The organism is Streptomyces sannanensis (assembly GCF_039536205.1).
Classification (GTDB): Bacteria; Actinomycetota; Actinomycetes; order Streptomycetales; family Streptomycetaceae; genus Streptomyces; species Streptomyces sannanensis.
The window spans coordinates 3948892-3973897 of sequence record NZ_BAAAYL010000001.1 but is presented as its reverse complement, the minus strand read 5'-3'; the positions used below and the strand labels follow the sequence as shown (position 1 = coordinate 3973897).

The following is a 25006-nucleotide window of genomic DNA, read 5'->3' as shown; positions in this document are numbered from 1 at the left end:
CCCTCGACGAGTGTGCGGTCCGAAGACCCTGTCACCCACTCGACAACCTGGGGATTCCGCGGGGTTCCACTCTTTTCCGGAGCGTTCTCAGAGGGTCACGCCGACCGTCACCGGCTCGTTCACCAGCGTGATTCCGAAGGCGTCACGGACGCCGGCCACGACTTCGCGGGCCAGGGCCAGCAGGTCTTCGGTGGTCGCCTCGCCGCGGTTGGTGAGGGCGAGCGTGTGCTTGGTGGAGATACGGGCCGGGCCCATGCCGTAGCCCTTGGTGAAGCCGGCCTTGTCGATCAGCCAGGCGGCGGAGGTCTTGGTGCGGTCCTCCCCCGCCGGGAAGGCAGGAGGGGTGACGTCCGGGCCCAGACGCTCTCGCACACGGGCGAGGAAGGCCTCGTACTCACCGTTCGTCAGGATCGGGTTGGTGAAGAACGAACCCGCCGACCAGGTGTCATGGTCCTCCGGGTCCAGCACCATGCCCTTGCCCGCACGCAGCTTGAGCACCGTCTCGCGGGCGGCCGCCAGCGGGACCCGGTCGCCGGGCTCGACGCCCAGGGTGCGGGCCGTCTCGGCGTACTTGACGGGCGCCGACATGCCGTCCGCGTCCTCCAGCTCGAACCGGACGCGCAGCACGACGAAGCGGTCCGGGTCCTGCTTGAAACGGCTGTGCCGGTACGAGAACGCGCATTCGGTGGCGGGGATGGTGACCGTCTCACCGGAGCGGCGGTCGTAAGCGACCACCTCGGTGATCGTGCCGGCCACCTCCTGGCCGTACGCGCCGACGTTCTGGATCGGGGTCGCGCCGGCCGAGCCCGGGATGCCGGCGAGGCACTCGATCCCGGCCAGACCCGCCTCGACGGTGCGGGCGACGGCGTCCGTCCATACCTCGCCGGCGGCGAGTTCGAGACGGGTGCCGTCGAGGGTGAAGCCCTTGGTGGCGATGCGCAGGGCGGTGCCGTCGAAGCCCTTGTCACCGATGACCAGGTTGCTGCCGCCGCCGATGATGAGGAGCGGGGTGCCGGTGGCGTCCGCCTCGCGAACGGTGGCGATCACCTCGTCGTCCGTGGTGGCCGCGACGAGCCGGGTGGCGGGGCCGCCGAGCCGGAAGGTGGTCAGGGGGGCGAGAGGGGCATCGTGGAGTTCCTGCACCCGCACAGGGTAGCCGTGGCCCGGGTGAGTGACGCTTGGGGTGTTGGCCGGGCCGAGGGTGCCACGCGTCAGTAGGCGCCGTCCGGGCCGGGTGCGACGCCGCCCGGTACCGCGCGGGCCGGGTGCGACGCCCGAGTGCGGCACGCGGCGGGCGCCGTCCGGGCCCGGTGCGACGCCGCCCGGTACCGCGCGGGCCGGGTGCGACGCCCGAGTGCGGCACGCGGCGGGCGCCGTCCGGGCCCGGTGCGACGCCCGAGGGCCGCGCGCAGGCCGGGTGCCGCTGCAGGTGGTACCGCCCGGGTGGCGCTGCGGGGGTACCGCCCGGGCCGAGCATGCTGTGTCTTTCCGGGGGCAACCCCGGACCCCCGTACGCCGCGCGGTCTCGTGGTCAGAAGAGTCGACCGGCACAGTCGGACTCTGCTGCGCAATTCCCGGGTGGTTCCGACGCTCGGACCGCGACCTGCGACAACGAGGTCGTCCGTGCTGCCCTCGTAGCCGGTCCCTGCTGCTCAGCCGAATCGAGCAACAGAAGTCGTCGCGCGACACACATCACGTTTTACGGCCCGGACACCGGCCCACCCCACGGGGGGCGTCGGGCTCCCAGCCCCGTCCGGCGCTCGAGGACGGACACACCGGCCCACCTGGGCGGCGCGGCCCAGTTCAGCGCGTCGCCTCCTGGTTCGCGAGCCTGCGCTCCGCCTCGTCCCAGCCGAGCGGCAGCCCGTCCGCATCCACGGCCCAACAGGTGAACGCCGAGTCACGCATCAGCGGCCGCAGCGCGCGTGCGCTGGAGCGATGCGGGTCGCTGCCCGCGAACCGGTACAGCGCGTCGCGGGACTCCCACGCGGACAGCGTCAGGAAGGTCCGCCGCAGTGGGCGGGCCCTGAGCGTGGCGCCGTAGGCACCGGGCGCCGAACGGAGCTGCCGCAGGATGCCGGGCGCCTTCAGGAAGAACCGGAAGGCGCCGAACAGGGTGCGGGTCTCGAACCGCGAAGCCATGACGTAGGCCTCGGTGTGGGGTGCGGGCCGGTCGGGTGTGAACCAGGACACATCGGGCATGGCGAGGGCTCCGTTTCAGACAGAGGCGCGGGCGGGAACCTTGTCGGACACCGGCTCCGCCACGAGGGGGCCGCGGGACGGGATCAGGAGGGCTGCCAGGGCGGCCACGGCCACCGCTGCCGCGCCGATCCAGAGCGCCGGGACGGTGCCGTCGACGAACGCCGAGGCGGACTCGTAGCCGCCCTGCGCGGAGAAGACCGAGGCCAGCACGGCGACGCCGAGGGCGCCCCCGACCTCGCGCAGTGCGTTGTTGGCGCCGGAGGCGATGCCCTGCTCGGCCGGCCGGACGCTGGACATCGCCAGGTGCGCGGCCGGGGCAAAGTACAGGGCCATGCCGATGCCGCTGACGATCAGGGCCGGGAGCTGCGCGGTGTACGAGACGTCGGGCGAGAGCACCAGGGCGTACAGCCCGAGTCCGACGGCCTGCAGGGCGAGTCCGGTCGCGACGACGGGGCGGCCGCCGATGCGGTCGGAGAGGACGCCCGCGATGGGCGCCACGATCATCGGCATGGCGGTCCAGGGCAGCATGCGCAGGCCGGCCTCGGTCGGCGAGTAACCGACGACGGTCTGCAGGAACTGGCTCAGCAGAAAGATCGAGCCGAACATGCCGAGGTACATCAGCAGGCTCGCGGCGTTGATGCCGGTGAAGGCACGGCTGCGGAAGAGCCGCATGGGCAGCATGGGGTTCCTGTTGTGGATGCCGTGGTGGACGAAGCCGCCGAGCAGGGCCGTGCCGGCGATCAGGCCGGTGAGGACGGGGCCGCTGGTCCAGCCGTCGGCGTTGGCGTTGACCAGGGCGTAGACGACGCCGAAGAGTCCGGCGCTGGCGAGGAGGGTGCCGCGGACGTCGAGGCGGGAGTTCGGGCCGTACGACTCGGTGAGGCGCAGCCGGGCGAGCGGAAGGAGGGCAAGGCCGAGCGGGACGTTCAGCCAGAAGATCCACTGCCAGGCGATGTGTTCGGTGAGACTGCCGCCGATGAGCGGGCCGCAGGCGACGGCGAGGCCGGTGACGGCACTGAAGATGCCCAGGGCGGCGCCACGGCGTTGGGCCGGGACGGCGGCCGTGAGCAGGGTGAGGGTCAGCGGCATCATGATCGCGGCACCGGTGCCCTGGACCGCGCGGGCGACGATGAGCGCGCCGATGCCGGGTGCCAGGGCTGCCGCGGCGGAGGCGCCGGTGAAGACGACGAGTCCGGCCATGAAGAGCCGGCGGCGCCCGAAGCGGTCACCGAGTGCGGCGCCGAACATGAGCAGGACCGCGAAGGTGAGGGTGTAGGCGTTGACGGTCCATTCGAGGTCTTCGAGGGCTCCCCCGAGGTCGGCCCGGATGGAGGGCAGGGCCGTGGTGACGACGAGGTTGTCGAGGGCCGCCATGAAGCCGGCGACGCTCGTGATGACGAGGGCCCAGACGGCTCCGCCGCGGCGGGCCGACGAGTGCTGGTTCACTGTTCCCCCCCATGGGGTTAGTTATTGATGACTAACTTTCGTGAACGTGAAGAAGTACTGCGTCGTACGGCGTTACTTTTCGAGGCGGCCGAGCGTGCGCGCCGAGGGATAGAAGCCCTCCCAGACCCGGTGCTCGGGCGGGAAGCCCATGGCGACGAGGGTGTTGACGAGCATCCCGCATGCCAGGAAGGTCGTGGTCTCACCGACGTCGGCGCCGAGCGGAAGATGCACGGCGTCCCAGAGCTTCATCCAGCCGGCCCGTACCGTCTCGCCGAATTCGTGGTCGCCCGCCACCTCTGCGGCTGCCACCGTGACGTACACCTGCATCTGCAGCAGCAGCCGGTCGGGGTCTTCGTTGATGAGTCCCATATAGGCGTTGGCCATGGCATGCAGGGCCTCTTCGCCGTGCAGACCCTCGGACGCCTCCTCGAACACGCGACGGGTGTCCTCCTGGCAGCGGGCCGCCGCGGCAAGGAAAATGGCCTGCTTGTTCGGGAAGAGCCGGAAGAGGTACGGCTGCGAGACACCCACCCGCTTGGCGATCGCCTCGGTGGACGTCCCGTAGTAGCCTCCGCGCGCGAACTCGTGCATCGCGGCGCGGATGACGCTCTCGCGCCGCTCCTCCGCACTCATCCTGACCATGACGGTCAAGTTAGTGGCCAATCACTAATAAAGTCAAGAGTACGAAAGGGCAGCCGCCGGAAGCGGCTGCCCTCGCGCGCGTCAGGCCAGCCGGACCACGGCGCGGGACATGCCCAGCACCTTCTGGCCGGCCGACATGGCCGTGAGGTCGACGCGGACCTGGTCGTCGTCCAGCTTCGCCGCGACCTTGCCGCTGACCTCGATGACCGCGCCCTTGTCGTCGTTGGGCACGACCACCGGCTTGGTGAAGCGGACGCCGTACTCCACGACCGCTCCCGGGTCGCCCGCCCAGTCGGTCACCACACGGATCGCCTCGGCCATGGTGAACATGCCGTGCGCGATCACGTCCGGCAGCCCGACCTCCTTGGCGAACTTCTCGTTCCAGTGGATCGGGTTGAAGTCCCCGGAGGCCCCCGCGTACTGGACGAGCGTGGCACGCGTCACCGGAAAGGTCTGCGCGGGCAGTTCGGTGCCGACCTCGACCTCGTCGTATGCGATCTTCGCCGCCATTGCCCTCAGCCCTCCTCGCCGGCCGCACGGGCGACCAGCTTCGTCCACGCCGTCACGACATGCTCACCGGACTCGTCGTGGACCTCACCGCGGATGTCCAGGATGTCGTTGCCCGCACGGGAATTCACCGACTCGATGGTCGAGGTGACCGAGAGCCGGTCCCCCGCCCGCACCGGGCGCGTGTACGAGAACCTCTGGTCGCCGTGCACCACCCGGCTGTAGTCCAGGCCGAGCTGCGGGTCCTCGATGACCACACCGGCGGCCTTGAAGGTGATGGCGAAGACAAAGGTCGGCGGAGCGATCACATCGGAGTGCCCCAGCGCCTTGGCGGCGTCCGGATCCGTGTACGCGGGATTGGTGTCACCGACCGCCTCGGCGAACTCGCGGATTTTCTCGCGGCCGACTTCATAAGCGGGAGTGGGTGGGTAGGACCGCCCCACGAAGGACTGGTCGAGCGCCATGGACTCGTTCCTCCCTGACTTCCTGACTTCCTGCATGGATGGGCACGACAAACGACGCGAGCGAGCCGAAGGGCACCGCCTGTGTCGAAAAGGAGAACGTACAGAGGTCCCGACAAAGGAGGGACCCTCGACACAGGCTCGGGGCGCCCCGGAGGCAGACCCAGCCAACGACACGAGGCCGCCCCCGGGCAAGGGGACGGCCTCGTATACGAGCCTGATTCAGCGCGTCTCGCGGTGCGCGGTGTGCGCGTTGCAACGCGGGCAGTGCTTCTTCATCTCAAGACGGTCCGGGTTGTTACGCCGGTTCTTCTTGGTGATGTAGTTCCGCTCCTTGCACTCCACGCAGGCCAGCGTGATCTTCGGGCGGACGTCGGTGGCAGCCACGTGAGTGCTCCTTGGACGGATGGACGGATGAACGCAAGAAAGAGTAGCCGATCGAAGGACCGACCCCACAATCGGCTACCGTGTGTAGCGGTGACCGGACTTGAACCGGTGACACAGCGATTATGAGCCGCTTGCTCTACCGACTGAGCTACACCGCTTTGATGTCACGGATCCCCTCGCCCGAAGACGAGGATCACCCGACACCAGAGCCCCAATACGGAATCGAACCGTAGACCTTCTCCTTACCATGGAGACGCTCTGCCGACTGAGCTATTGGGGCGAGCGATGAAGACATTACACGGTCGGCAGCCGATCGCCCAAATCCGTTCCTCGGCGGCTCACCGCACCCTCACCTCACTCGTCCCGTAGGCCACTCGAGGCCACACCGGTACGACTATTGCGCTCCTCCTCGAAGCCGGGACGGAGCGCCCCTAGGCTCGACCCACGCTGTGTGATCTTGTAGACCCGGCCACCCTCAGGGAGCGCGATGCCCGACAGCCGGCCGCATCCGTCCGACGGCGCCTCCGCCGACACCACCGCTCTGCTGCTGTGCGGCGCGCGGCTCACCGACGGGCGCATCGTGGACGTCCGGCTCAGCGGCGGGCGCATCGAAGCGGTCGGCACCGCCGGCAGCCTCACCGCGGCACACTCCTCGCGCGTCGACCTCGGCGGCTTCCTGCTGCTCCCCGCCCCCGCCGAACCGCACGCCCACAGCGACACCGCGCTCACCGCCGACGCCGCCGGGCCGCTGACGTACGGGCCCGAGGACGTCCAGCGCCGCGCCACCGAGGCCGCGCTGCTCCAGCTCGGACACGGCGCGACCGCCCTGCGTTCGCACGTACGCATCGGCGATGTGCAAGGACTCGACCCGCTGGAGGGCGTCCTGGAGGCCGGGCGTTCCCTGCGCGGACTCGCCGAACTGACCGCCGTCGCCGTCCCCCGGCTGCTCACCGGGGCCGCCGGGGCGGACGGCCTGGCGATGCTGCGGGACGCCGTGAAAATGGGCGCCTCGGTCGTGGGCGGTTGCCCCGACCTCGACCCCGACCCGGCCGGATACGTCGAGGCCGTACTGGAGATCGCGGTCGAACACGGCTGCCATGTCGACCTGCACACGGACGGCGGCGACCCGGCACGGCTCGCCCGGCTCGCCTCGATGGCGGGCGGGCTGCGGCCCGGCGTCGCCATCGGTCCGTGTGCCGGACTCGCCCGGCTCCCGCACGAGGTCGCCGTGCGAGCCGCCGACCTGCTCGCCGCCGCCGGAGTGTCGGTGATCTGCCTGCCCCAGGGCGGCTGCGCAGCCGTCGACCAACGGGGCACCGCCCCGGTACGGCTGCTACGGGCGGCCGGGGTACGGGTCGCCGCGGGCAGCGGAGCACTGCGGGACGCGGCCAACCCGGTGGGGCGCGGGGACCCGCTGGAGGCCGCCTTCCTGCTGGCCTCGCAGTCCGGGCTGCGGGCTGGACAGGCGTACGAGGCGGTGTCGGCGGCCGCACGCGAGGCGATGGGGATGCCCGAGGTGCGGGTGGAGGCCGGTTTCCCGGCCGAACTGCTGGCGGTGCGCGGCGAGCGCATCGAAGGGGTGCTCTCGCTCGCCTACAGCAGGGTCGTGATCCACCGGGGGCGCGTGGTGGCCCGTACCAGCGCGGTACGCGAGTACTGCGACTCGGCCGCGGCCGTCGCGCTCGACCTGCCACGTCAGGGGCGCCCGGACCCGGGTCCCTGAGCGGAGGCCGCCGTTCGGACGTACGGTCGGAACATGCGCATTGTCATCGCTGGAGGACACGGGCACATCGCGATGCGGCTGGAGCATCTGATCGCCGCGCGCGGGGACGAGGCCGTGGGAATCATCCGCGACCCGGAGCAGGCGGAGGACCTGCGAGCGGCCGGCGCCGACCCGGCCGTCCACGATCTGGAATCGGCCTCCGTCGACGAGATCGCCGAGGTCCTGCGCGGGGCCGACGCAGCGGTGTTCGCCGCCGGCGCCGGACCCGGCAGCGGCGCCGCCCGCAAGGACACGGTGGACCGCGGCGCCGCGGTGCTCTTCGCGGACGCGGCGGAACGCGCGGGCGTACGGCGCCTCGTCGTCGTGTCGTCGATGGGCGCCGACCCGGACCACCACGGCGACGAGGTCTTCGACGCCTACCTGCGGGCCAAAGGTGCGGCGGACGCGTACGTGCGCTCCCACGCCCACCTGGACTGGACGATCCTCCGCCCCGGGATGCTGACCAACGACCCCGGAACCGGCCTGGTCCGCCTGGAGGCGAAAACGGGACGCGGATCCGTACCGCGCGACGATGTGGCGACGGTCCTGCTGGAGCTCATCGACACCCCGGCGACGGCGGGCCTGACCCTGGAGCTGATCTCCGGCCATGTGCCCGTCTCGGTCGCGGTGAAGGACATCGCGGGGAACTGAGCGCATCGCGCGGCCGCGCCAGGAAAGTCCGCCGCAGAGGCGGCATGCTGCTGCGGCTCGCCGTCGCGTCGGCCGCGCTGACCCCGGTGCTGCTGGACGCCGTGTCGGGTGGCGTCGGCGCTCTGCTCGGCGTGATCGCCGCGGTCGCGGTGATGACGCGCCGTTCGCCGCCCTGCGGGCCCAGACCAAGGTGCCGGACCCGTCGCGGCGGAGCATCCCGCCGGTGGAGGACTTCCGGACCCGCGCCTGGTGAGGGCGTGTTCGCAAAGTCGGTTCGTCGTCGGTGTGTGCGGACTACCACGAAGATCCACCTCGCCTGCGACGGCCGTGGTGACGTACGCGGGCAGGGAGGCGTCACGGCGGGTTGGCCGCCATCCGGCAGGCACCGTTCGCGGCGCCGCCCGGCACGCCGGCCTCGGTCAGGGCGTTCACACAGCCCCGCAGGTCATTGTGCACACCTCGGGTGCACGCCGTTCTGACGGCGTCCGAGACTTCGATGCCCGCTTGCTGGACCATGTTCGTGCAGGCCGGAATGTCCGCGTGGGCGGCGGGAGCGGCGAAGGCCACGCCGCCGAATGCGAGGGTCATACCGGTGAGGACACCGGCGATACGGGCCGACGTGCGCATGGGAGGCACCTGCCCTCCAGGGTTGGTCGGGAATTCGCCGATTCAATGCGCCGAGCAGCGGACGTGGCCGGTGTGCGGCCGTGCCCCCGGGCCCACACCCGTCGGCTCGGCAGGACCGCCCCTCCTCCTTCCGACGCTAGGGCAGCCCGCCGCCGCACGCACTCCGGCCCGGCGGCAGGACACACCCGTGGCTTTCCGGCACTCGCGATCCCACGCGCAGGCAATGGGAGCCCAGGGCGTCAAACACGCGCACCACGTGGACCTCGAACACCCAGACCTCGACTTGGGTCGTGGGTCGGCCTCTCCACGACCATCGCCTCGCTCGACGTACGTTCCTCACCGCCGACCGAACGACGAAGGGCAGCCGGGCGAGCGCCGCGTCCACGAGTTCGGCCGGCGCCCGTTCGTCCATGGGGGCGAGCAGACGCAGCTCGTATCCCCGCCCACAGGCCCCCGGTGAACGGCGAGAGGGCCCGCAGCCAGCGTTTCCGCTGGCCACGGGCCCTCTCATTCCTGTGGCGGCGCCAGGATTCGAACCTGGGTAGGCTAAGCCGACGGATTTACAGTCCGCTCCCATTGGCCACTCGGGCACACCGCCATGGGATGTCACCCAGGAGTTCCGCTGTGGTGCGGTGCTCCCTGGCAACGACGTAAACGATACCTGATGACCGGGGGTGCTTCGCCACCGGATTGATCAGCGGTCCGGTGCGGCCCGGGTGGCCAGGTCCGGTCCGGTCGATCAGGCCGGATCGGGGAGTGCCCGTCGCGGAGCGGCTGATGTGGCATCAGCCGCTCCGCGGCGGGCACCGAGGCGTCGCGAGCCCGGCATGATCGGCCGGACAGGGCCTTAGGCTTGCGGCGTACATCCGGACATCCGATGAAGGAGCCACAGGACATGGCCGACTCCAGTTTCGACATCGTCTCGAAGGTCGAGCGGCAGGAGGTCGACAACGCCCTCAACCAGGCCGCGAAGGAGATCTCGCAGCGCTACGACTTCAAGGGCGTGGGTGCCTCGATCTCGTGGTCCGGCGAGAAGATCCTGATGGAGGCCAACTCCGAGGACCGGGTCAAGGCGATCCTCGACGTCTTCGAGTCCAAGCTGATCAAGCGCGGGATCTCGCTGAAGGCCCTGGACGCCGGCGAGCCTCAGCTGTCGGGCAAGGAGTACAAGATCTTCGCCTCGATCCAGGAGGGCATCTCCCAGGAGAACGCCAAGAAGGTGGCGAAGATCATCCGCGACGAGGGGCCCAAGGGCATCAAGGCGCAGGTGCAGGGCGACGAGCTGCGGGTCACCTCGAAGAGCCGGGACGACCTGCAGGCCGTGATCGCGCTACTGAAGGGCAAGGACCTCGACTTCGCGCTGCAGTTCGTCAACTACCGGTAGGCAGCTGCCGGAAGGGCTCCTGGCCGCCCGCCCAGGAGCCCAGTGCAGGCAGTGGCCAACCGGGCGCGGGAACGCACGTCCAGCTTCTGGTGGATGCGGGTCAGCCGGGCCTCGACGGTCTTGACGCCGAGGTAGAGCTTCGCGGCGGCCTCCTGGCTGCTCGCCCCCTGGACGACCAGGAGCGCCTCGGTGAGCACTGACGCCGCGCCATGGGCGGCGCCGGTTCGGTGCCGTACATCTCGGTGGCCGGCGCCAGCCAGGGGGCCGCGCCGGCCCGGTCGAAGACCGCGGCCGCCGACTGCAACGCGGCCTGGGCGGACGCTCTTCCGCCGCGGCGCCGTTCGACGCGGGCGGGCGCCCGGCTCGATGTCCGAAACCCGCCGGTTTTCCGCAGGACCGGGTCGCAGACTCGTAGTCACTCGGCGTCACGCGAGGAAAGGTGAAGCGATGACCGTGTACGCGACCTTCGACAGCCCGCTGGGCGAACTGCTGCTGGTCGGCGAGGAGTCCGCCACCGCCGAGGGCGGCACCGCGCTGGTCTCGCTCTCGATGCCCGGGCAGAAGGGCGGGGCGGCCGTCCAGGACGGGTGGCGGCCGGCGCCCGGGGCGTTCGGGGAGATCTCCCGGCAGCTGCGGGCGTACTTCGACGGGACCCTGACCCGCTTCGACATCGAGTACGTCACCGGCGGTACGGACTTCCAGCGGCGGGTGTGGGCGGCGCTGGACGCCATTCCCTACGGCGCGACGGCGTCGTACGGAGACATCGCCCGCGCCGTCGGCGCCCCGGCGGCCGGGGTGCGCGCCGTGGGCACCGCGATCGGGCGGAATCCGTTGCTGGTCGTACGGCCCTGCCACCGGGTGATCGGCGCGGACGGAACGCTCCGGGGGTACGCGGGCGGGCTCGACCGAAAACGGCACCTCCTGGGACTCGAAGGCGCGTTGCAGACGTGATCGGGCTCTTCCCGCGGCCCCGGGCGGTGATCGCTCCCGGGGCGGTCCATGTGCCCGGCTGGCTGTCACCGGAACGGCAGCGGAAGCTGGTCGCGGCCTGCCGGGAATGGGCGCGCGGACCGGTGCCCATGCGGCACACCGTGCTTCCGGGCGGGGGTGTCATGTCTGTCGAGACGGTGTGCGTGGGATGGCACTGGCAGCCGTACCGCTATTCGCGTACCGCGGACGATGTGAACGGCGCCCGGGTGGCGGACTTTCCCGGCTGGCTGCTGGAGCTGGGGCGGGAGGCGCTCGCCGCGGCCTACGAGGACGAGGCGGCCGGCGCCGCCTGCACACCGGACACCGCACTGATCAACTTCTATGACGGCTCGGCGAGGATGGGCATGCATCAGGACCGTGAGGAACGGTCCGGCGCGCCCGTCGTGTCACTGAGTATCGGCGACACCTGCGTCTTCCGGTTCGGGAACACCGAGAACCGCGGACGGCCCTGGACGGACATGGAGCTCAGGTCCGGGGACCTCTTCGTCTTCGGCGGTGATGCGCGCTTCGCGTACCACGGTGTGCCGAAGGTGCTGGCCGGGACCGGGGATCCGGCCACTGGGCTGCGCGGCGGCCGGCTCAACATCACGCTGCGCGAGACCGGCCTCGGGGGCGTTCCGGCCGCTCAGTAGGGTGCGGCACATGGCACAGGAACTGCGGCGAACCCTCGGGCTCTTCGACGCCGTTGTCATCGGGCTCGGATCGATGATCGGGGCGGGCATCTTCGCCGCGCTCGCGCCGGCCGCGCGCTCCGCGGGCTCGGGGCTGCTGGTGGGCCTGGCACTGGCCGCCGTGGTCGCGTACTGCAACGCCATGTCGTCGGCCCGGCTCGCCGCCCGGTACCCGGCGTCCGGCGGAACCTATGTGTACGGGCGGGAACGGCTCGGCGCGTTCTGGGGATTTCTGGCGGGCTGGGGCTTCGTCGTCGGCAAGACCGCGTCGTGCGCGGCGATGGCGCTGACCGCCGGAGCGTACATCCGGCCGGAGCAGGCGCACGCCGTGGCGGTCGCCGCGGTGGTGGCGCTGACCGCCGTGAACTACGGCGGCGTTCAGAAGTCGGCATGGCTCTCCCGGGTGATCGTGGCGGTCGTTCTGGCGGTCCTCGCGGGGGTCGTGGTGGTGTGTGCGGGGTCGGGGGCGGCGGACTTCGGCCGGCTGGACGTGGGGGCGGACGCCACGGCGGGCGGCGTGCTCCAGGCGGCGGGGCTGCTGTTCTTCGCCTTCGCCGGGTACGCGCGGATCGCCACGCTGGGCGAGGAGGTTCGCGACCCGGCCCGTACGATCCCGCGCGCGGTTCCGCTGGCGCTCGGCATCGCGCTGGCCGTGTATGTGTGCGTGGCGGTGGCCGTCCTTTCCGTGCTGGGTGCGGAGCAGCTGGGGCAGGCGACGGCACCGCTGGCCGACGCGGTGCGGGCCGCGGGAGTGCCGGAGCTGGCGCCGGTGGTGCGTACCGGCGCGGCCGTGGCCGCCCTCGGCTCGCTGCTGGCGCTGATCCTGGGCGTCTCCCGTACGACGCTGGCCATGGCGCGGGACGGCCATCTCCCGCGCACCCTCGCGGCCGTCCATCCCCGTTTCCAGGTGCCGCACCACGCGGAGTCGGCCGTGGGCGCGGTGGTGGCCGTGGTGGCGGCGACGGCCGATCTGCGGGGTGCGATCGGTTTCTCGTCGTTCGGGGTGCTGGCGTACTACGCGATCGCCAACGCCTCGGCCTGGACACTGGGTTCCGGCCGCGGGCGAGCGGAGGCACTGGCCGGACTCGCCGGGTGCCTGGTCCTGGCGTTCTCCCTTCCGCTGTCGTCGGTCGTCGCGGGCGCGGCGGTGCTGGCGCTGGGCGCGGCGGTGTACGGGGTGCGTCGGCGGGTCAGATCCGCGCCCTGAACTCCGGCCAGGGTGCCATGTCGAGGTCGGTCTCCCCGTCCTCCTCGCAGAACCACGCCGTGCCGTCCAGCCATCCCCTCAGCCACTCGGCGAGGCCGGGCGAGTCGATGTACCAAGCCAGGTCGGCTATGCCCGGGTTGGGCTCGAACAGGAGCACGGTGGCGTTCTCGCTGCGGCAGTCCACGCAGGCGAGCATCGCGCAGCCCCAGTCGGATATGGGCAGCACCCCTTCCGGCCAGCCCCAGTCGGGATCGCCCTCGCCCTGTGCCCGCAGGGCGAGGTACCGCGCCACGGCGGACGGGCCGCGGTTCTTCCCGTCGACGAGCGGGAACAGGCCGTACTCCGGGCCGTAACCGCCGTCCGCGATACGGGTGTAGAGCCCGGCGAGCAGAGGCGGCAGGGCGAAGCCGAGGGCGGCCTCCGCCCGGGCGACGTCCTCGGCGCTCGCGGGCGCGGGCAGCGATGTCAGCCGCCCCGCCAAGGTGGTGGGCGCGACGGACGCCACGCCATGGAGCAACCGCTCGATGTCGTTCATGGGTTCATGGTGGACCCTGCCACTGACAATCGGGCCCGTCCTCGCACAGCGCCAGCAGGACGTCACTGCGGCCGTCCAGCCCGAAGATGTGGTTCCTGACGGCGAACCTCGGCCGTGGTATGGGCGCCGTCACCGGGTCGCGAAGGGCTGGTCCGTACGGACGATCTCCTTGCCCAGGGGCAGCAGCGAAACCGGGATCAGCTTGAAGTTGGCGATGCCCAGCGGGATGCCGATGATCGTGAGGCAGAGCAGAACTCCCGTGACGATGTGCCCCAGGGCCAGCCACCAGCCGGCCAGTACGAGCCACAGGACGTTGCCGACACAGGAGGGCGCGCCCGCGTCACGGCGTTCGACGACCATGTGGCCGAAGGGCCACAGCGCATAGATCCCGATGCGGAAGGCGGCGAGGCCGAAGGGGATACCGATGATCGTGACGCACAGCAGGATCCCCGCGACCAGGTAGCCGAGGAACATCCAGAAGCCGCAGAGAACCAGCCATATGACATTGAGGATTGTCTTCATGGGCGTCGACCTGCCATCTGCTCGAGCCTGGCGATGCGTTCTGCCATCGGCGGGTGGGTGGAGAACAGCTTGGACATGCCCTGCCCCGGCCGGAAGGGGTTCGCGATCATCATGTGGCTCGCGGTCTCCAGCCTCGGCTCGGGCGGCAGCGGCAGCTGCTTCGTGCCGGCCTCGAGCTTGCGCAGGGCGCTTGCGAGGGCCAGCGGGTCGCCGGTGAGCTGTGCGCCGGAGGAGTCGGCCTCGTACTCCCGGGAGCGGCTGACGGCGAGCTGGATGACGGCGGCGGCGATCGGGCCCAGGATGGCGATCAGGAGCATGCCGAGGAGACCGGGCCCCTCGTCGTCGTCGGACCGGCCGACCGGGATCAGCCAGGCGAAGTTGACCAGGAACATCACCACGGAGGCGAGCGCGCCGGCGACCGAGGAGATCAGGATGTCGCGGTTGTAGACATGGCTGAGCTCATGGCCGATGACCCCGCGCAGCTCCCGCTCGTCGAGGATGCGCAGGATGCCGTCGGTGCAGCACACGGCCGCATGGCGGGGGTTGCGCCCGGTCGCGAAGGCGTTGGGGGCCTGGGTCGGCGAGATGTAGAGCCGTGGCATGGGCTGCCGCGCGGCCGTGGACAGCTCACGGACCATGCGGTAGAGCGCGGGGGCCTCGAACTCGCTCACCGGGCGGGCGCGCATGGCGCGCAGGGCCAGCTTGTCGCTGTTCCAGTACGCGTACGCATTGGTGCCGATGGCGACCACGAGCGCGACGACGAGACCCGCACGCCCGAAGAAACTGCCGATGAGGATGATGAGGGCGGACAGTCCCCCGAGAAGTACGGCCGTCTTCAGCCCATTGTGCCGGCGGTGCACGGTACGCCCTCCAGGTGGTGCGGCGGGGAACCCTTTCCACTTTCCAGTGGACCCTTCCGTACTGGTCAACGCCAGGTGGAAGCTGCTGGTTCCCTTGTGCTCGCGGAGTGGCCGTACGCCGTCCGGGTGGATCCGGCCTGTCAGAAGAGGGTGCCCGAGGCGAACCGCAGGATCAGCTGGGGGGCGACCGACAGGACGATTCCGGCGACCGCCGTCAGCCCGATCGTCGTGGCCAGTACCGCCGGGATCCGCGGGCGGGCCGCGGCCTCGGCCTCCTCTTCCACGCGCTCCGGGGCACGGAAGAGGATCGCCGTCCACTGGAGGTAGTAGTAGAGGGCGATCACGACGTTGACGGCCATGACGACGGCCAGCCAGCCCAGTCCGGCCTCCACTGCCGTCTGGAAGACCGTGACCTTGGCGAAGAGCCCGATGATGCCCGGCGGTAGTCCGGCCAGGCAGAGCAGGAAGAAGCCGAGGGAGAGGGCGGCGAGCGGGCGCGTGGCGTACAGGCCGCGGTAGTCGGCGATCCGGTTGAGCGGGTGGCTACGGCTGACGACCGCGACGACGGCGAAGGCACCCAGATTCACCACGACGTACATGAGGGCGTACGCGACGGTGGAGCCGATCTGGTGGTTTCCGGAGTACGCGGCGGCCGCGATCGGCACCAGCAGATAGCCGGCCTGTCCCACGGAGGACCAGGCGAGCAGCCGGACGGCGCTGAAGGAGCGGGTGGCGGACTGGCGCAGCGCGGCCGCGTTGCCCACGGTCATGGTGAGGGCGGCGAACACGGCCACGGCCGGGCCCCACACGCGCGCGTACGAGGGGAAGGCGACGACCGTGACCAGGATCAGGCCGGAGAAGCCGACGGCCTTGCCGACGACCGACAGATACGCGGCGACGGGCAGCGGGGCCCCGACATAGGTGTCGGGGACCCAGAAGTGGAAGGGCACGGCGGCCGTCTTGAAGGCGAAACCGACCAGGGTCAGGGCGACACCCGCGTCGACGAGTGTGCCGAGCTGGGCCGGGACGTCGTCGAGGCGGGCGGCGATCTCGGTGAGGTGGAGGGTGCCGGTGGCCGCGTAGACGAAGCTGACGCCGAGCAGCGTCACGGCGGTCGCGGCGACCGAGGACAGGAAGAACTTCAGTGCCGCTTCGGAGGACAGCCGGTCGCCTCGCCTGAGGCCTACCAGGGCGAAGGCAGGCAGCGAGGCCACCTCCAGGGCGACGACGAGGGTGGCCAGGTCACGGGCGGCGGGCAGCAGGGCCGCGCCGGCCGCCGAGGAGAGCAGCAGGAACCAGAACTCGCCGGCGGGAAGCTTCTGCCGGGTCTCGGGCAGCGACAGCAGTGCCGTGAGCAGGGCGCCGACGAGCACCAGCAGCTGGATGGCCAGCGCGAAGTGGTCCGCGCTGTAGCTGCAGGCTCCGGACCTGCCGGGCACGGCGGTCAGGCAGAAGGTCGATCGGTCGCCGTCGAGCAGCGGCAGCAGGGAGACCAGCGCGGCGACCAGCCCGGCGACCGCGAACCAGCCGAGCAGCGGCTTGCGCTTCTCGGACACGAACAGGTCCGCGACGAGCACGAGCAGCCCGGTGGCCGCGGTGATGACCGGCGGGGCGATCGCGAGCCAGTCGACGGACTGGACGAGGCTCTGTACGGCCACGGTCACGACTTGCCTCCTGCGAGGAGCTTCTGCACGGCCGGGTCGGTGAGGCCGAGGAGGACCGCGGGCCAGAGTCCGGCGAGGACGGTGAGGGCGACGAGCGGGGTCCAGGCGGCGAATTCGTACGTCTGGACATCCGCGAGCCGCGGGGCGTCAGCGGCGGGCTGGGCACCCATGCACACACGGCGTACGACGACGAGGAGGTACGCGGCGGTGAGCAGGGTCCCGAGGCCGGCGAGCGCCATGTAGAAGAGGAATGCCGGGCGGCTGAGGCCCTCGGCGGGGTCGAAGGCGCCGAACATCGCCAGCATCTCGCCCCAGAAGCCGGCCAGCCCGGGCAGGCCGAGGGAGGCGACGGCGGCGAAGGCGAGGAGACCGCCGAGGCGTGGGGCGCGGCCGTAGAGCGCGGCACCGGTCTCCTGGGCGAGGGTGTCGAGGTCGCTGGTGCCGTAGCGGTCCTTGAGGGCTCCGACCAGGAAGAAGAGCAGACCGGTGATGAGGCCGTGGGCGATGTTGGCGAAGAGCGCGCCGTTGACGCCGGTGGGGGTCAGGGTGGCGATGCCGAGCAGCACGAACCCCATGTGGCCGACCGAGGAGTACGCGATCAGGCGCTTGAGGTCGCCGCCCGTGCCCTGCTTGGCCAGGTTCAGGCAGGCGAGGGATCCGTAGACGATGCCGACGGCGGCGAAGGCCGCGAGGTAGGGCGCGAGGGTGTGCATGCCGTCGGGGGTGATGGGGAGCAGGATCCGCACGAACCCGTACGTGCCCATCTTCAGCAGGACGCCCGCGAGGAGGACCGAGCCGACGGTGGGCGCGGCGGTGTGGGCGTCCGGAAGCCAGCTGTGCAGCGGCCACATCGGGGTCTTCACGGCGAGGCCGAGGCCGATGGCGAGGACGGCGATGAGCTGGGTGGTGTGGCTCAGGGCGCTGTTGTCAGTGGCGAGTGCCACCATGTCGAACGTGCCGGCCTTGAATCCGATGAGGAGCAGGCCGAGCAGCATGACCACGGAGCCGAGCAGCGTGTAGAGGATGAACTTCCAGGCGGCTGCCTGCTTCCCCGCGCCGCCCCAGCGGGCGATGAGGAAGTACATCGGGATGAGCACCATCTCGAACGCCAGGAAGAACAGCAGCAGGTCGAGGACGGCGAAGGTCGCCAGTGTGCCGGACTCGAGGACGAGCAGCAGTGCCACGAATGCCTTGGGGGACGGGCCCGCGGGCATCTTGAAGTAGCTGTACAGCGCGCAGAGGAAGGTCAGCAGCGCCGTCATCACGAGAAGGGGGAGCGAGATGCCGTCGACGCCGAGGTGGATGCGCACGTCCAGCGCCGGGATCCAGCTGATGTCGGTCGTGGCCTGCATCTTCGACGGCTGGTCGTGGTCGAAGCCGAGGGCCAGGACGATCGCCGCGGCGAGCACCGCGCCGGTGACGGTCACTCCGTGGCGCAGCACGGCCTGCTCGGGGCTCTTCCCCTTGAGCCCGGGCGGGGCGGGGAGCAGGGCCGCGGCGGCGCCGAGGAGCGGGCCGGCGACGATGAACGCGAGAAGGAATTGCATCACGGATGCGCTGATATCGATCACGGCTCACGATCCGGCGTTGACGTTGGCAAGGACGACGGCGGCGATCGCCAGGATCACCGAACCGGCGAGCAGGACGCCGAGGTAGGTCTGCACATTGCCGGTCTGGGCGCGGCGGACGGCCGCGCCGAACCAGCGGGGGGCGGCACCCGCGCCTCTGACGTACGTCTCGACGACCTCGCGGTCGAGGAACGCGACCAGGGAGGCGGCTCCCCGGACGGGGGCGACGAACAGAGCCCGGTAGACGGCGTCGAGGTGGAAACCGGCGGCCGCGTGGCGGTGCAGCGGGCCGAGCAGCAGGCGGCCCGGGTCGGCGGGGTCCTTGGCGGGGTGGGGCATGTGGAGCGCCTCCGCCTCGACCTGCCCCGGCTCCGCCTCGGGATGCGGGACGACCGCGCCGATCGGGGCGCGGGCCCTGCTGCGGACGGTCTGCCAGGCGCCGTAGGCGACCAGTGCGCCGACAAGGGTGACACCGGTGGAGAGGACGGCGGTGACGAGGGTCGGGGTGAGGGTCTGCCCGAACCAGTCGCCGATGTAGCCGGTCGTCAGGCCGAATGCGACGGAGGGGATGGCGAGGACCCAGAGCACGGTGTTCATGGCCACCGGCTGCTTGCCGTGGTCGGGGGCCTCGGCACCGCGGCCCCGGAAGGCCAGCAGCCACAGCCGCGTCGCATAGGCGGCGGTGAGCAGCGCGGTGAGCAGACCGGCGACCAGCACCATCCAGCCCGCGGCGGCCGGGACGCCTTCGATGCCGCCGAAGGCGGCGTGCTCGGCGGCGACCAGTACGGCTTCCTTGGAGAAGAAGCCCGCGAACGGCGGGATCGCGGCCAGCGCGATCAGACCGACGGTCATCGTCCAGTACGCATCGGGGATGCGCTTGGCGAGGCCGTCCATACGGGACATGGCCGAGAGCGAGTTGGTCCCTGCCGCGTGGATGATCACGCCGGCGGCGAGGAAGAGGAGCGCCTTGAACGCGCCGTGCGAGAGGAGGTGGAACACGGCCGCACCGCGGTCGCCCGCGGCCAGGGCACCGGTCATGTAGCCGAGCTGGCCGATGGTCGAGTAGGCGAGGACCCGCTTGATGTCGTCCTGGGCGAGCGCGGCCAGCGCCGAGCCGACCATCGTGAGGGCGGCCATCACGGCCAGTACGACCAGCGCGGTGGCGGAGGCGGCGAAGACGGGCAGCAGCCGGGCCACGAAGTACACACCGGCGGCAACCATCGTCGCGGCGTGGATCAGCGCGGAGACCGGCGTCGGGCCGGCCATCGCGTCGGGGAGCCAGGTGTGCAGCGGGAACTGCGCCGACTTACCCGCCACACCGGCCAGGAGCAACAGGGCGATCACGGTGGGGTGGTCGAGCCCGCCCGAGGCGACAGTGCCGAGGATCTTGGTGATCCGGAAGGAACCGGCGTCGACGGCGAGCGCGAACAGACCGAACAGGAACGGCACGTCACCGAGCTTGGTGACCAGGAATGCCTTCAGGGACGCGGCCCGGGCCTCGGGCGTCTCCCAGTAGTGGCCGACGAGGAAGTACGAGCAGATGCCCATGATCTCCCAGCCGACCAGCAGCACCATCAGATCGCCCGAGTAGACGACCAGCAGCATCGCGGAGGTGAAGAGGGACACCAGCGCCGCGTAGGACGGGTAGCGCGGATCGTGGCGCAGATATCCCGTGGAGTAGATCTGTACGCAGGACGCGACGAGCCCGACCAGGATGGCGACGAGCGCGGCGAAGCCGTCGATGTACAGGGCGAGATCGATCGGGACCGAGCCGGTCGGCGTGAGCTGGGTGGCGGCGACGACGGGCTTCCCGCCGCCCTGGCGCACGGCGACCAGGATCGCCAGCACGAACGCCGCCAGGGTCGGCAGCACGGCCAGGGGCCGGACGAAGCCGGGGGCGGTGCGGCCGAGCAGGAGTCCGGCCGCGGCGCCCAGGAACGGAAGGAGGGGAACGAGGACGGCGAGGGTCGTGGTCGTCACGCGGCAGCCTCAGTCTTCTGTGCCGGGGCGATTGCTTCGGGGTGGTCGTCGCCGCGACCCTCTGCGGCGTCGCGGAGCCTGTCGATGTCCGAGGTGCCGCGGTTGCGGTAGACCGCCAGCACGATCGCCAGACCTATGCCGATCTCGGCGGCGGCGATGGCGATGACGAAGAGGGTGAGCGCCTGGCCGGCGTGCAGGGTGTCGCGCATCCACACGTCGAAGGCGACCAGGTTGAGGTTGACGGCGTTGAGCATCAGCTCGACGGACATCAGGACCAGGATCGCGTTGCGGCGCGCGAGCACCCCGTACAGGCCGGTGCAGAAGAGGAGGGCCGACAGCACGGCGGGATAGGCGAGATGCATCAGCGCTGCTCCTTACCGCTCTTACGGGACAGGACGATCGCGCCGACGAGCGCGGCCAGCAGCAGGACGGACAGTGCCTCGAAGGGAAGCACCCAGTGCCGGAAGAGGATCTCGCCGGACACCCGGGTGGACCCCTGGGCGGGCCCGTCCAGGTTGATCCAGGTTGTACGGAACGCGTCCACGACGACCCAGACGAGTGCCCCGGCCGCGGCGACGGCCACGGCGACCGCGGCCGGGCGGTTGCCGGAATCGGCGTCCGGGGAGCGGCCGATGGGCGCCTTGGTGAGCATCAGCCCGAAGAGAAGGAGGACGACCACGGAGCCGACGTAGATCAGCACCTGCACCCAGGCGATGAACTCCGCCGTCAGCAGGAGGTACTCCACGGCGAGCCCGCCGAGCGTCACGACGAGCCAGAGCGCGGCGTGCACCAACTGCCTGGTCGAGACCGTGATCACGGCCGCGCCCAGGGTGGCGATACCGACGAGGAGGAAGGCGACCTCGACACCGGTCGGGGAGAGAAAGCCGTTGCCTTCGGCGGCGAGGCGCGCGGCGCCCTGAGCGGCCAGCATCATGCCGGGCCTCCTGCGTTCGTGCCCGGCGTGTCCCCGCCGTCCCGCTCCGTGCCGGTGGCGGTGTCCGTGCCGGGCGCGGCCGCGGCGGCCTGTTCGGCGGCCAGTTTGTCGGCAGCCTTGCGGGCGGCGGCGAGTTCCTTGGGCTCCTCCGCGCGCGGGTCGAGCGCGGGCGGCTCCGGGACCGTCCACATCCACTCCCGGAGCTTGGCCCGCTCGTGGGTCAGCTCGAGGATGTCCGTCTCCGCGTACTCGAACTCCGGGGACCAGAACAACGCGTCGAAAGGACACACCTCGATGCAGATACCGCAGTACATGCAGAGCGAGAAGTCGATCGCGAAGCGGTCGAGGACGTTACGGCTGCGCTCACGGCCGCCGGGGGTGACCGCCGGAACCGTCTCCTTGTGGGAGTCGATGTAGATGCACCAGTCCGGGCACTCGCGCGCACAGAGCATGCAAACGGTGCAGTTCTCCTCGAACAGCCCGATCACACCGCGGGTGCGGGGCGGAAGCGCCGGCTGGACGTCCGGGTACTGATGCGTGCCCGCACGCTTCGTCATCGTCCGCAGGGTGACGGCCAGCCCCTTGGCGAGGCCGGATCCCGGGATCGGGGACATTACTGGATCACCACCTTGACGATGCCGGTGAGGGCGATCTGGGCGAGGGCGAGCGGGATGAGCGTGGTCCAGGCGAGCCGCTGCAGCTGGTCCTCACGCAGACGCGGATAGGTCACCCGCAGCCAGATCACCACGAAGGCGAGGACGGCGGTCTTGAGGAGCGTCCAGACCCAGCCGAGCCCGTCGGCACCGAACGGTCCGTGCCAGCCGCCCAGGAAGAGAACGGTGGTCAGCGCGCAGAGGACGACGATGCCGGCGTACTCCGCGAGCAGGAAGAGAGCGAAACGCAGGCCCGTGTACTCGGTGTACGCACCGAAGATGATCTCCGAGTCGGCGATCGGCATGTCGAAGGGCGGCCGCTGCAGCTCGGCGAGACCGGCCACGAAGAAGACGATGGCGCCGACGATCTGCCACGGCAGCCACCACCACTCGAAGGCATGGAGGATGCCGGGGATCGAGACGGTACCTGCCGCCATGGCGACCGAGGCGGCCGCGAGCAGCATCGGCAGCTCGTACGCGAGCAGCTGGGCGGCGGTGCGGAGCCCGCCGAGAAGGGAGTACTTGTTGGCGGACGCCCAGCCGGCCATGAGCGAGCCGAGCACGCCGACACCCATGACGGCGAGCACGTAGAAGATGCCCGCGTCGATGATCTGGCCGACCGCGCCCTCGCTCGGCCCGATCGGGATGGCGATCAGCACCAGGAGGTACGGCAGCAGGGCGACGGCAGGCGCCAGTTGGAAGATGCGCCGGTCGGCGTTGGCCGGTACGACGTCCTCCTTCTGGGCGAACTTCACGCCGTCCGCGACGAGCTGGGCCCAGCCGTGGAAGCCTCCTGCGTACATCGGGCCGAGACGGCCCTGCATATGGGCCATCACCTTGTGCTCGGTCTGCCCGATGACCAGCGGGAAGACCATGAACACGGCGAAGACGACGAGCAACCGCAGCGCGACGTCGAGTGCGTCGTTCACGCGTCTCCTCCGTTCGGGTCGGTGTCTTCCTGCGCGCCTTCGTCGGCGCTCGCGTCGGTACGGGGTTCGCTGCCCCCGCTGCCGGGCGTGTCGGTTCCGGGCTCGTCCGGTCGTCCCGGACGGTCCGCATCGTCGAAGGCGGGCCGCGGGTTGTGCCAGGGCGCGTCCGCGCTGCGCGCGGGACGTCCGGCCGCGCCGGACGGCGGCGCTTCGCCTTCGGCGCTCCGGTCGGGGGCGGCCGGGGCTTCCGCGGGCGCGGATGTCCCGGGCCGCCGCCGGCTCGCCGAGCCCTCGGACGCGCTGCGCGCACGGCGCGGGCCGGCGGCGGGGCGTGACGGGGCAGCCGTCGGCGCCGTGGACTCCTCGGCGCCTTCGGGCGCCGGTGCGGACTCCGGCCGCTGGCTCGCCGAGCCCTCGGACGCGCTGCGCGCACGGCGCGGGCCGGCGGCGGGGCGTGACGGGGCAGCCGTCGGCGCCGTGGACTCCTCGGCGCCTTCGGGCGCCGGTGCGGGCTCCGGCCGCTGGCTCGCCGAGCCCTCGGAGACGCTGCGCGCACGGCGCGGGCCGGCGGGCGGGGCCGCAGGGGCAGCGGTCTCCGCGGCGGCCTGGGAGGCGGAGCCTTCCGCGACGCTGCGGGCGCGGCGGGCAGGGCGCTCGCCGACGGTGCCGGCCGCGCGCGGGGTGCGGGCGGGACGGGCCGGAGCAGGGGGGAGCTGGCCCTTGAGGGGGCCCCACTCGTTGGGGTCGGGAACGCCCGGCGGCAGCATCTGGCGTCGCTTGGGGCCACCGTGGTCGGACTCCCCCGGCTCCTTCGCGCCGGGCCACGCCTTCGCGACGCGTGCCGCGAGGACGAAGTCCTTGCGCAGCGGGTGGCCCTCAAAGCCTTCCGGCAGCAGCAACGGGACCAGATGGGGGTGGCCCTCGAAGTCGATGCCGAACATCTCGTGGGTCTCGCGCTCGTGCCAGCCCGCGCCCGCGTACACCGATACGGCGGACGCCAGGACGGGCTTGTCGTGCGGCACGGTGGTGCGCAGCAGCAGGCGGCGGACCGTGCCGTCGCCCAGCGAGGCGACATGGGCGCAGACCCGGAAGCCCGTTCCGGGCTCGTCGACGGCGCTGAGCCAGTCGAAGTACGAGCAGTCGAGCCGGTCACGTGCGATGCGCAGGGCATCGGTCCACGACTCTGCCGGGACGTCGACCGTGAGCACGTCGTGACTCAGTTCGGTGGTCAGTACGCCGTCGAAGACTTCGGTGACGGTCTCGTCGAAGGTGCTCATTCGCCGTCCCCCTCCGGCGTGGGCGGCGGGGTGACCAGGCCGCTGCGCAGCGCGGCAGCCGAAGGACGGTGGTGCCGGGAGTAGCGCTCGTCCAGGGATTCCCTGGCGATCTTCTCCTGGAGTTTGAGGATGCCCTGGAGAAGGGCTTCCGGACGCGGCGGGCAGCCCGGTACGTACACATCGACGGGGATGATCTGGTCGACGCCCTTGGTCACCGAGTACGAGTCCCAGTAGGGACCGCCGCAGTTGGAGCAGGCGCCGAAGGAGATGACGTACTTCGGCTCGGGCATCTGCTCGTACAGACGCTTCACCGCGGGCGCCATCTTGTCCGTGACCGTGCCGGAGACGACCATCAGGTCGGCCTGGCGCGGTCCGGGCGCGAAGGGGATCACGCCGAGCCGGATGAAGTCGTGGCGGGCCATCGACGCGGCGATGAACTCGATGGCGCAGCAGGCGAGCCCGAAGTTGAACACCCACAGGCTGTAGCGGCGGCCCCAGTTGAGGACCACCTTCATCGGCTCGGGGGCGAGACGCGAGAGAGCGCCGAGGCGCTTCGGCTCGGGCAGCAGCTGGGGAGCGGGGGTCACGTCCATTCGAGGACGCCCTTCTTCCATGCGTAGAGCAGTCCCACGGCCAGGAAGCCGAGGAAGATGAACATCTCGACCAGCGTTGTGGCGCCGTATTCCACGTCGGCGAAGACCGTCGCCCACGGGAACAGGAAGATCGAGTCGACGGCGAAGATCACGTACAGGAAGGCGTAGACGTAGTAGCGCACCTGGGTGTGCGCCCAGCCCTCGCCCACAGGATCCACGCCGCATTCATAGGTCAGCAGCTTCTCCGGCGTCGGCACCACCGGTCGCAGCAGCCGTCCGGCGCCGAAGGCCACCGCGACGAAGAGCACGCCGATGACGGCGAGCAGTCCGACGACCGAATAGCTCTGGAAGTAGTCCGCCGCGAGCACGACAACGTTCGGTTCTTCCGGCACGTCTGCCCCTCGCTCCCTGGCCTTACGCGACACGTATTCGACGATCTGTACGCACGGGAGTCTAGGCCCTGCTAAGGGAAGGGTAAGCAGCCGTCTCGAGCTATGGGTGGGGTTAACCCCACTCCGTGGACACCCAGCTACCCCATGGCGTCGTCGGACACC

28 protein-coding genes and 3 tRNA genes are annotated in these 25006 nt (G+C 71.0%); 6 read left to right on the top strand and 25 right to left on the bottom strand.

The genetic code is table 11. From position 1 onward, the window contains the following. Positions 1-87: 87 nt before the first annotated feature. The 9 genes from ABD858_RS18800 to ABD858_RS18760 form a co-directional block, all read right to left on the bottom strand. A complete protein-coding gene (locus ABD858_RS18800) occupies positions 88-1143 on the bottom strand; it encodes a UDP-N-acetylmuramate dehydrogenase (RefSeq protein ID WP_345038981.1) in 1056 nt (351 codons plus the stop codon). A gap of 660 nt (positions 1144-1803) precedes the next feature. Further along, positions 1804-2202: a DUF3291 domain-containing protein gene (locus ABD858_RS18795; RefSeq protein WP_345038978.1), complete on the bottom strand. Its 399-nt coding sequence runs from the start codon at positions 2200-2202 to the stop codon at positions 1804-1806. Between the two features lie 15 nt (positions 2203-2217). Beyond that, positions 2218-3648 (bottom strand): DHA2 family efflux MFS transporter permease subunit, encoded by a 1431-nt coding sequence (locus tag ABD858_RS18790; protein ID WP_345038976.1) that lies wholly within the window; start codon positions 3646-3648, stop codon positions 2218-2220. Between the two features lie 72 nt (positions 3649-3720). Further along, on the bottom strand, positions 3721-4290 hold the full coding sequence (locus tag ABD858_RS18785; protein WP_345038974.1) for a TetR/AcrR family transcriptional regulator: 570 nt from the start codon (positions 4288-4290) through the stop codon (positions 3721-3723). A gap of 81 nt (positions 4291-4371) precedes the next feature. Next, complete coding sequence (locus ABD858_RS18780) at positions 4372-4800, bottom strand: MaoC family dehydratase (protein WP_345038971.1); 429 nt, start codon at positions 4798-4800, stop codon at positions 4372-4374. A 5-nt stretch (positions 4801-4805) separates the two neighbouring features. Then, positions 4806-5261 carry an FAS1-like dehydratase domain-containing protein gene (locus ABD858_RS18775; protein ID WP_345038968.1) on the bottom strand — a complete coding sequence of 152 codons (456 nt, stop codon included), beginning with the start codon at positions 5259-5261 and terminating at the stop codon, positions 4806-4808. Between the two features lie 219 nt (positions 5262-5480). Continuing rightward, positions 5481-5645: a 50S ribosomal protein L33 gene (gene rpmG, locus ABD858_RS18770; RefSeq protein ID WP_003948671.1), complete on the bottom strand. Its 165-nt coding sequence runs from the start codon at positions 5643-5645 to the stop codon at positions 5481-5483. 85 nt (positions 5646-5730) lie between these two features. After that, positions 5731-5803 (bottom strand) — tRNA-Met (locus ABD858_RS18765). 49 nt (positions 5804-5852) lie between these two features. Continuing rightward, a tRNA-Thr gene (locus ABD858_RS18760) sits at positions 5853-5925 on the bottom strand. Positions 5926-6132: 207 nt separating this feature from the next. Here ABD858_RS18760 and ABD858_RS18755 point away from each other — a divergent pair. Next, entirely contained in the window at positions 6133-7368 is a 1236-nt protein-coding gene (locus ABD858_RS18755) for an amidohydrolase family protein (RefSeq protein ID WP_345038967.1), read from the top strand. 33 nt (positions 7369-7401) lie between these two features. Further along, positions 7402-8058, top strand: coding sequence for an SDR family oxidoreductase (locus ABD858_RS18750; RefSeq protein ID WP_345038966.1), 657 nt, complete (start codon positions 7402-7404; stop codon positions 8056-8058). Positions 8059-8412: 354 nt separating this feature from the next. Here ABD858_RS18750 and ABD858_RS18745 read toward each other — a convergent pair whose 3' ends face one another. Next, entirely contained in the window at positions 8413-8685 is a 273-nt protein-coding gene (locus tag ABD858_RS18745; protein WP_345038964.1) for a hypothetical protein, read from the bottom strand. 516 nt (positions 8686-9201) lie between these two features. Beyond that, positions 9202-9283: transfer RNA gene (locus ABD858_RS18740), tRNA-Tyr, on the bottom strand. A gap of 297 nt (positions 9284-9580) precedes the next feature. Between ABD858_RS18740 and ABD858_RS18735 the strand changes: the two genes are divergently transcribed. Next, positions 9581-10069: a YajQ family cyclic di-GMP-binding protein gene (locus ABD858_RS18735; RefSeq protein WP_345038962.1), complete on the top strand. Its 489-nt coding sequence runs from the start codon at positions 9581-9583 to the stop codon at positions 10067-10069. Here ABD858_RS18735 and ABD858_RS18730 read toward each other — a convergent pair. Next, positions 10060-10266, bottom strand: coding sequence for a LuxR C-terminal-related transcriptional regulator (locus tag ABD858_RS18730; RefSeq protein ID WP_345038960.1), 207 nt, complete (start codon positions 10264-10266; stop codon positions 10060-10062). The two genes, ABD858_RS18735 and ABD858_RS18730, sit on opposite strands and share 10 nt — an antisense overlap. A 250-nt stretch (positions 10267-10516) precedes the next feature. On the opposite strand from ABD858_RS18730, the gene ABD858_RS18725 reads away from it, so the two are divergent. From ABD858_RS18725 to ABD858_RS18715, 3 genes are read left to right on the top strand one after another with little or no spacing between them, the layout of a single operon-like run. After that, positions 10517-11020, top strand: a complete 504-nt coding sequence (locus tag ABD858_RS18725) for a methylated-DNA--[protein]-cysteine S-methyltransferase (protein ID WP_345038958.1) — start codon at positions 10517-10519, stop codon at positions 11018-11020. Then, the gene (locus ABD858_RS18720) at positions 11017-11691 is read left to right on the top strand and encodes an alpha-ketoglutarate-dependent dioxygenase AlkB family protein (RefSeq protein ID WP_345038956.1); all 675 of its coding nucleotides are present in this window, start codon (positions 11017-11019) and stop codon (positions 11689-11691) included. The genes ABD858_RS18725 and ABD858_RS18720 overlap by 4 nt, the downstream gene beginning before the upstream one ends. A 10-nt stretch (positions 11692-11701) precedes the next feature. Beyond that, the gene (locus tag ABD858_RS18715; protein WP_345038954.1) at positions 11702-12937 is read left to right on the top strand and encodes an APC family permease; all 1236 of its coding nucleotides are present in this window, start codon (positions 11702-11704) and stop codon (positions 12935-12937) included. Here ABD858_RS18715 and ABD858_RS18710 read toward each other — a convergent pair. From ABD858_RS18710 to ABD858_RS18650, 13 genes are all read right to left on the bottom strand, one after another. Further along, positions 12921-13472, bottom strand: coding sequence for an SMI1/KNR4 family protein (locus ABD858_RS18710; protein ID WP_345038951.1), 552 nt, complete (start codon positions 13470-13472; stop codon positions 12921-12923). The genes ABD858_RS18715 and ABD858_RS18710 overlap by 17 nt on opposite strands. A gap of 129 nt (positions 13473-13601) precedes the next feature. Beyond that, complete coding sequence (locus tag ABD858_RS18705) at positions 13602-13994, bottom strand: YccF domain-containing protein (RefSeq protein ID WP_345038949.1); 393 nt, start codon at positions 13992-13994, stop codon at positions 13602-13604. After that, the gene (htpX, locus tag ABD858_RS18700) at positions 13991-14854 is read right to left on the bottom strand and encodes a zinc metalloprotease HtpX (RefSeq protein WP_345038947.1); all 864 of its coding nucleotides are present in this window, start codon (positions 14852-14854) and stop codon (positions 13991-13993) included. The genes ABD858_RS18705 and htpX overlap by 4 nt, the downstream gene beginning before the upstream one ends. Positions 14855-14994: 140 nt before the next feature. Next, positions 14995-16518, bottom strand: a complete 1524-nt coding sequence (locus ABD858_RS18695) for an NADH-quinone oxidoreductase subunit N (RefSeq protein ID WP_345038945.1) — start codon at positions 16516-16518, stop codon at positions 14995-14997. Beyond that, on the bottom strand, positions 16515-18089 hold the full coding sequence (locus tag ABD858_RS18690) for a complex I subunit 4 family protein (RefSeq protein ID WP_345038942.1): 1575 nt from the start codon (positions 18087-18089) through the stop codon (positions 16515-16517). The genes ABD858_RS18695 and ABD858_RS18690 overlap by 4 nt, the downstream gene beginning before the upstream one ends. Positions 18090-18092: 3 nt before the next feature. Continuing rightward, positions 18093-20066 carry an NADH-quinone oxidoreductase subunit 5 family protein gene (locus ABD858_RS18685; protein WP_345038940.1) on the bottom strand — a complete coding sequence of 658 codons (1974 nt, stop codon included), beginning with the start codon at positions 20064-20066 and terminating at the stop codon, positions 18093-18095. Then, positions 20063-20428, bottom strand: coding sequence for an NADH-quinone oxidoreductase subunit NuoK (gene nuoK, locus ABD858_RS18680; RefSeq protein ID WP_345038938.1), 366 nt, complete (start codon positions 20426-20428; stop codon positions 20063-20065). The genes ABD858_RS18685 and nuoK overlap by 4 nt, the downstream gene beginning before the upstream one ends. Continuing rightward, complete coding sequence (locus tag ABD858_RS18675; RefSeq protein WP_345038936.1) at positions 20428-21000, bottom strand: NADH-quinone oxidoreductase subunit J family protein; 573 nt, start codon at positions 20998-21000, stop codon at positions 20428-20430. Before ABD858_RS18675 ends, nuoK begins: the two co-directional genes overlap by 1 nt. Then, the gene (locus ABD858_RS18670; RefSeq protein WP_345038934.1) at positions 20997-21614 is read right to left on the bottom strand and encodes a NuoI/complex I 23 kDa subunit family protein; all 618 of its coding nucleotides are present in this window, start codon (positions 21612-21614) and stop codon (positions 20997-20999) included. The genes ABD858_RS18675 and ABD858_RS18670 overlap by 4 nt, the downstream gene beginning before the upstream one ends. After that, positions 21614-22582: a complex I subunit 1/NuoH family protein gene (locus tag ABD858_RS18665; RefSeq protein WP_345038932.1), complete on the bottom strand. Its 969-nt coding sequence runs from the start codon at positions 22580-22582 to the stop codon at positions 21614-21616. The genes ABD858_RS18670 and ABD858_RS18665 overlap by 1 nt, the downstream gene beginning before the upstream one ends. Beyond that, complete coding sequence (locus ABD858_RS18660) at positions 22579-23859, bottom strand: NADH-quinone oxidoreductase subunit C (protein ID WP_345038930.1); 1281 nt, start codon at positions 23857-23859, stop codon at positions 22579-22581. Before ABD858_RS18660 ends, ABD858_RS18665 begins: the two co-directional genes overlap by 4 nt. Continuing rightward, positions 23856-24452, bottom strand: a complete 597-nt coding sequence (locus ABD858_RS18655; RefSeq protein ID WP_345038928.1) for an NADH-quinone oxidoreductase subunit B — start codon at positions 24450-24452, stop codon at positions 23856-23858. Before ABD858_RS18655 ends, ABD858_RS18660 begins: the two co-directional genes overlap by 4 nt. Continuing rightward, entirely contained in the window at positions 24443-24844 is a 402-nt protein-coding gene (locus ABD858_RS18650) for an NADH-quinone oxidoreductase subunit A (RefSeq protein ID WP_345038925.1), read from the bottom strand. Before ABD858_RS18650 ends, ABD858_RS18655 begins: the two co-directional genes overlap by 10 nt. Between the last annotated feature and the right edge of the window lie 162 nt (positions 24845-25006).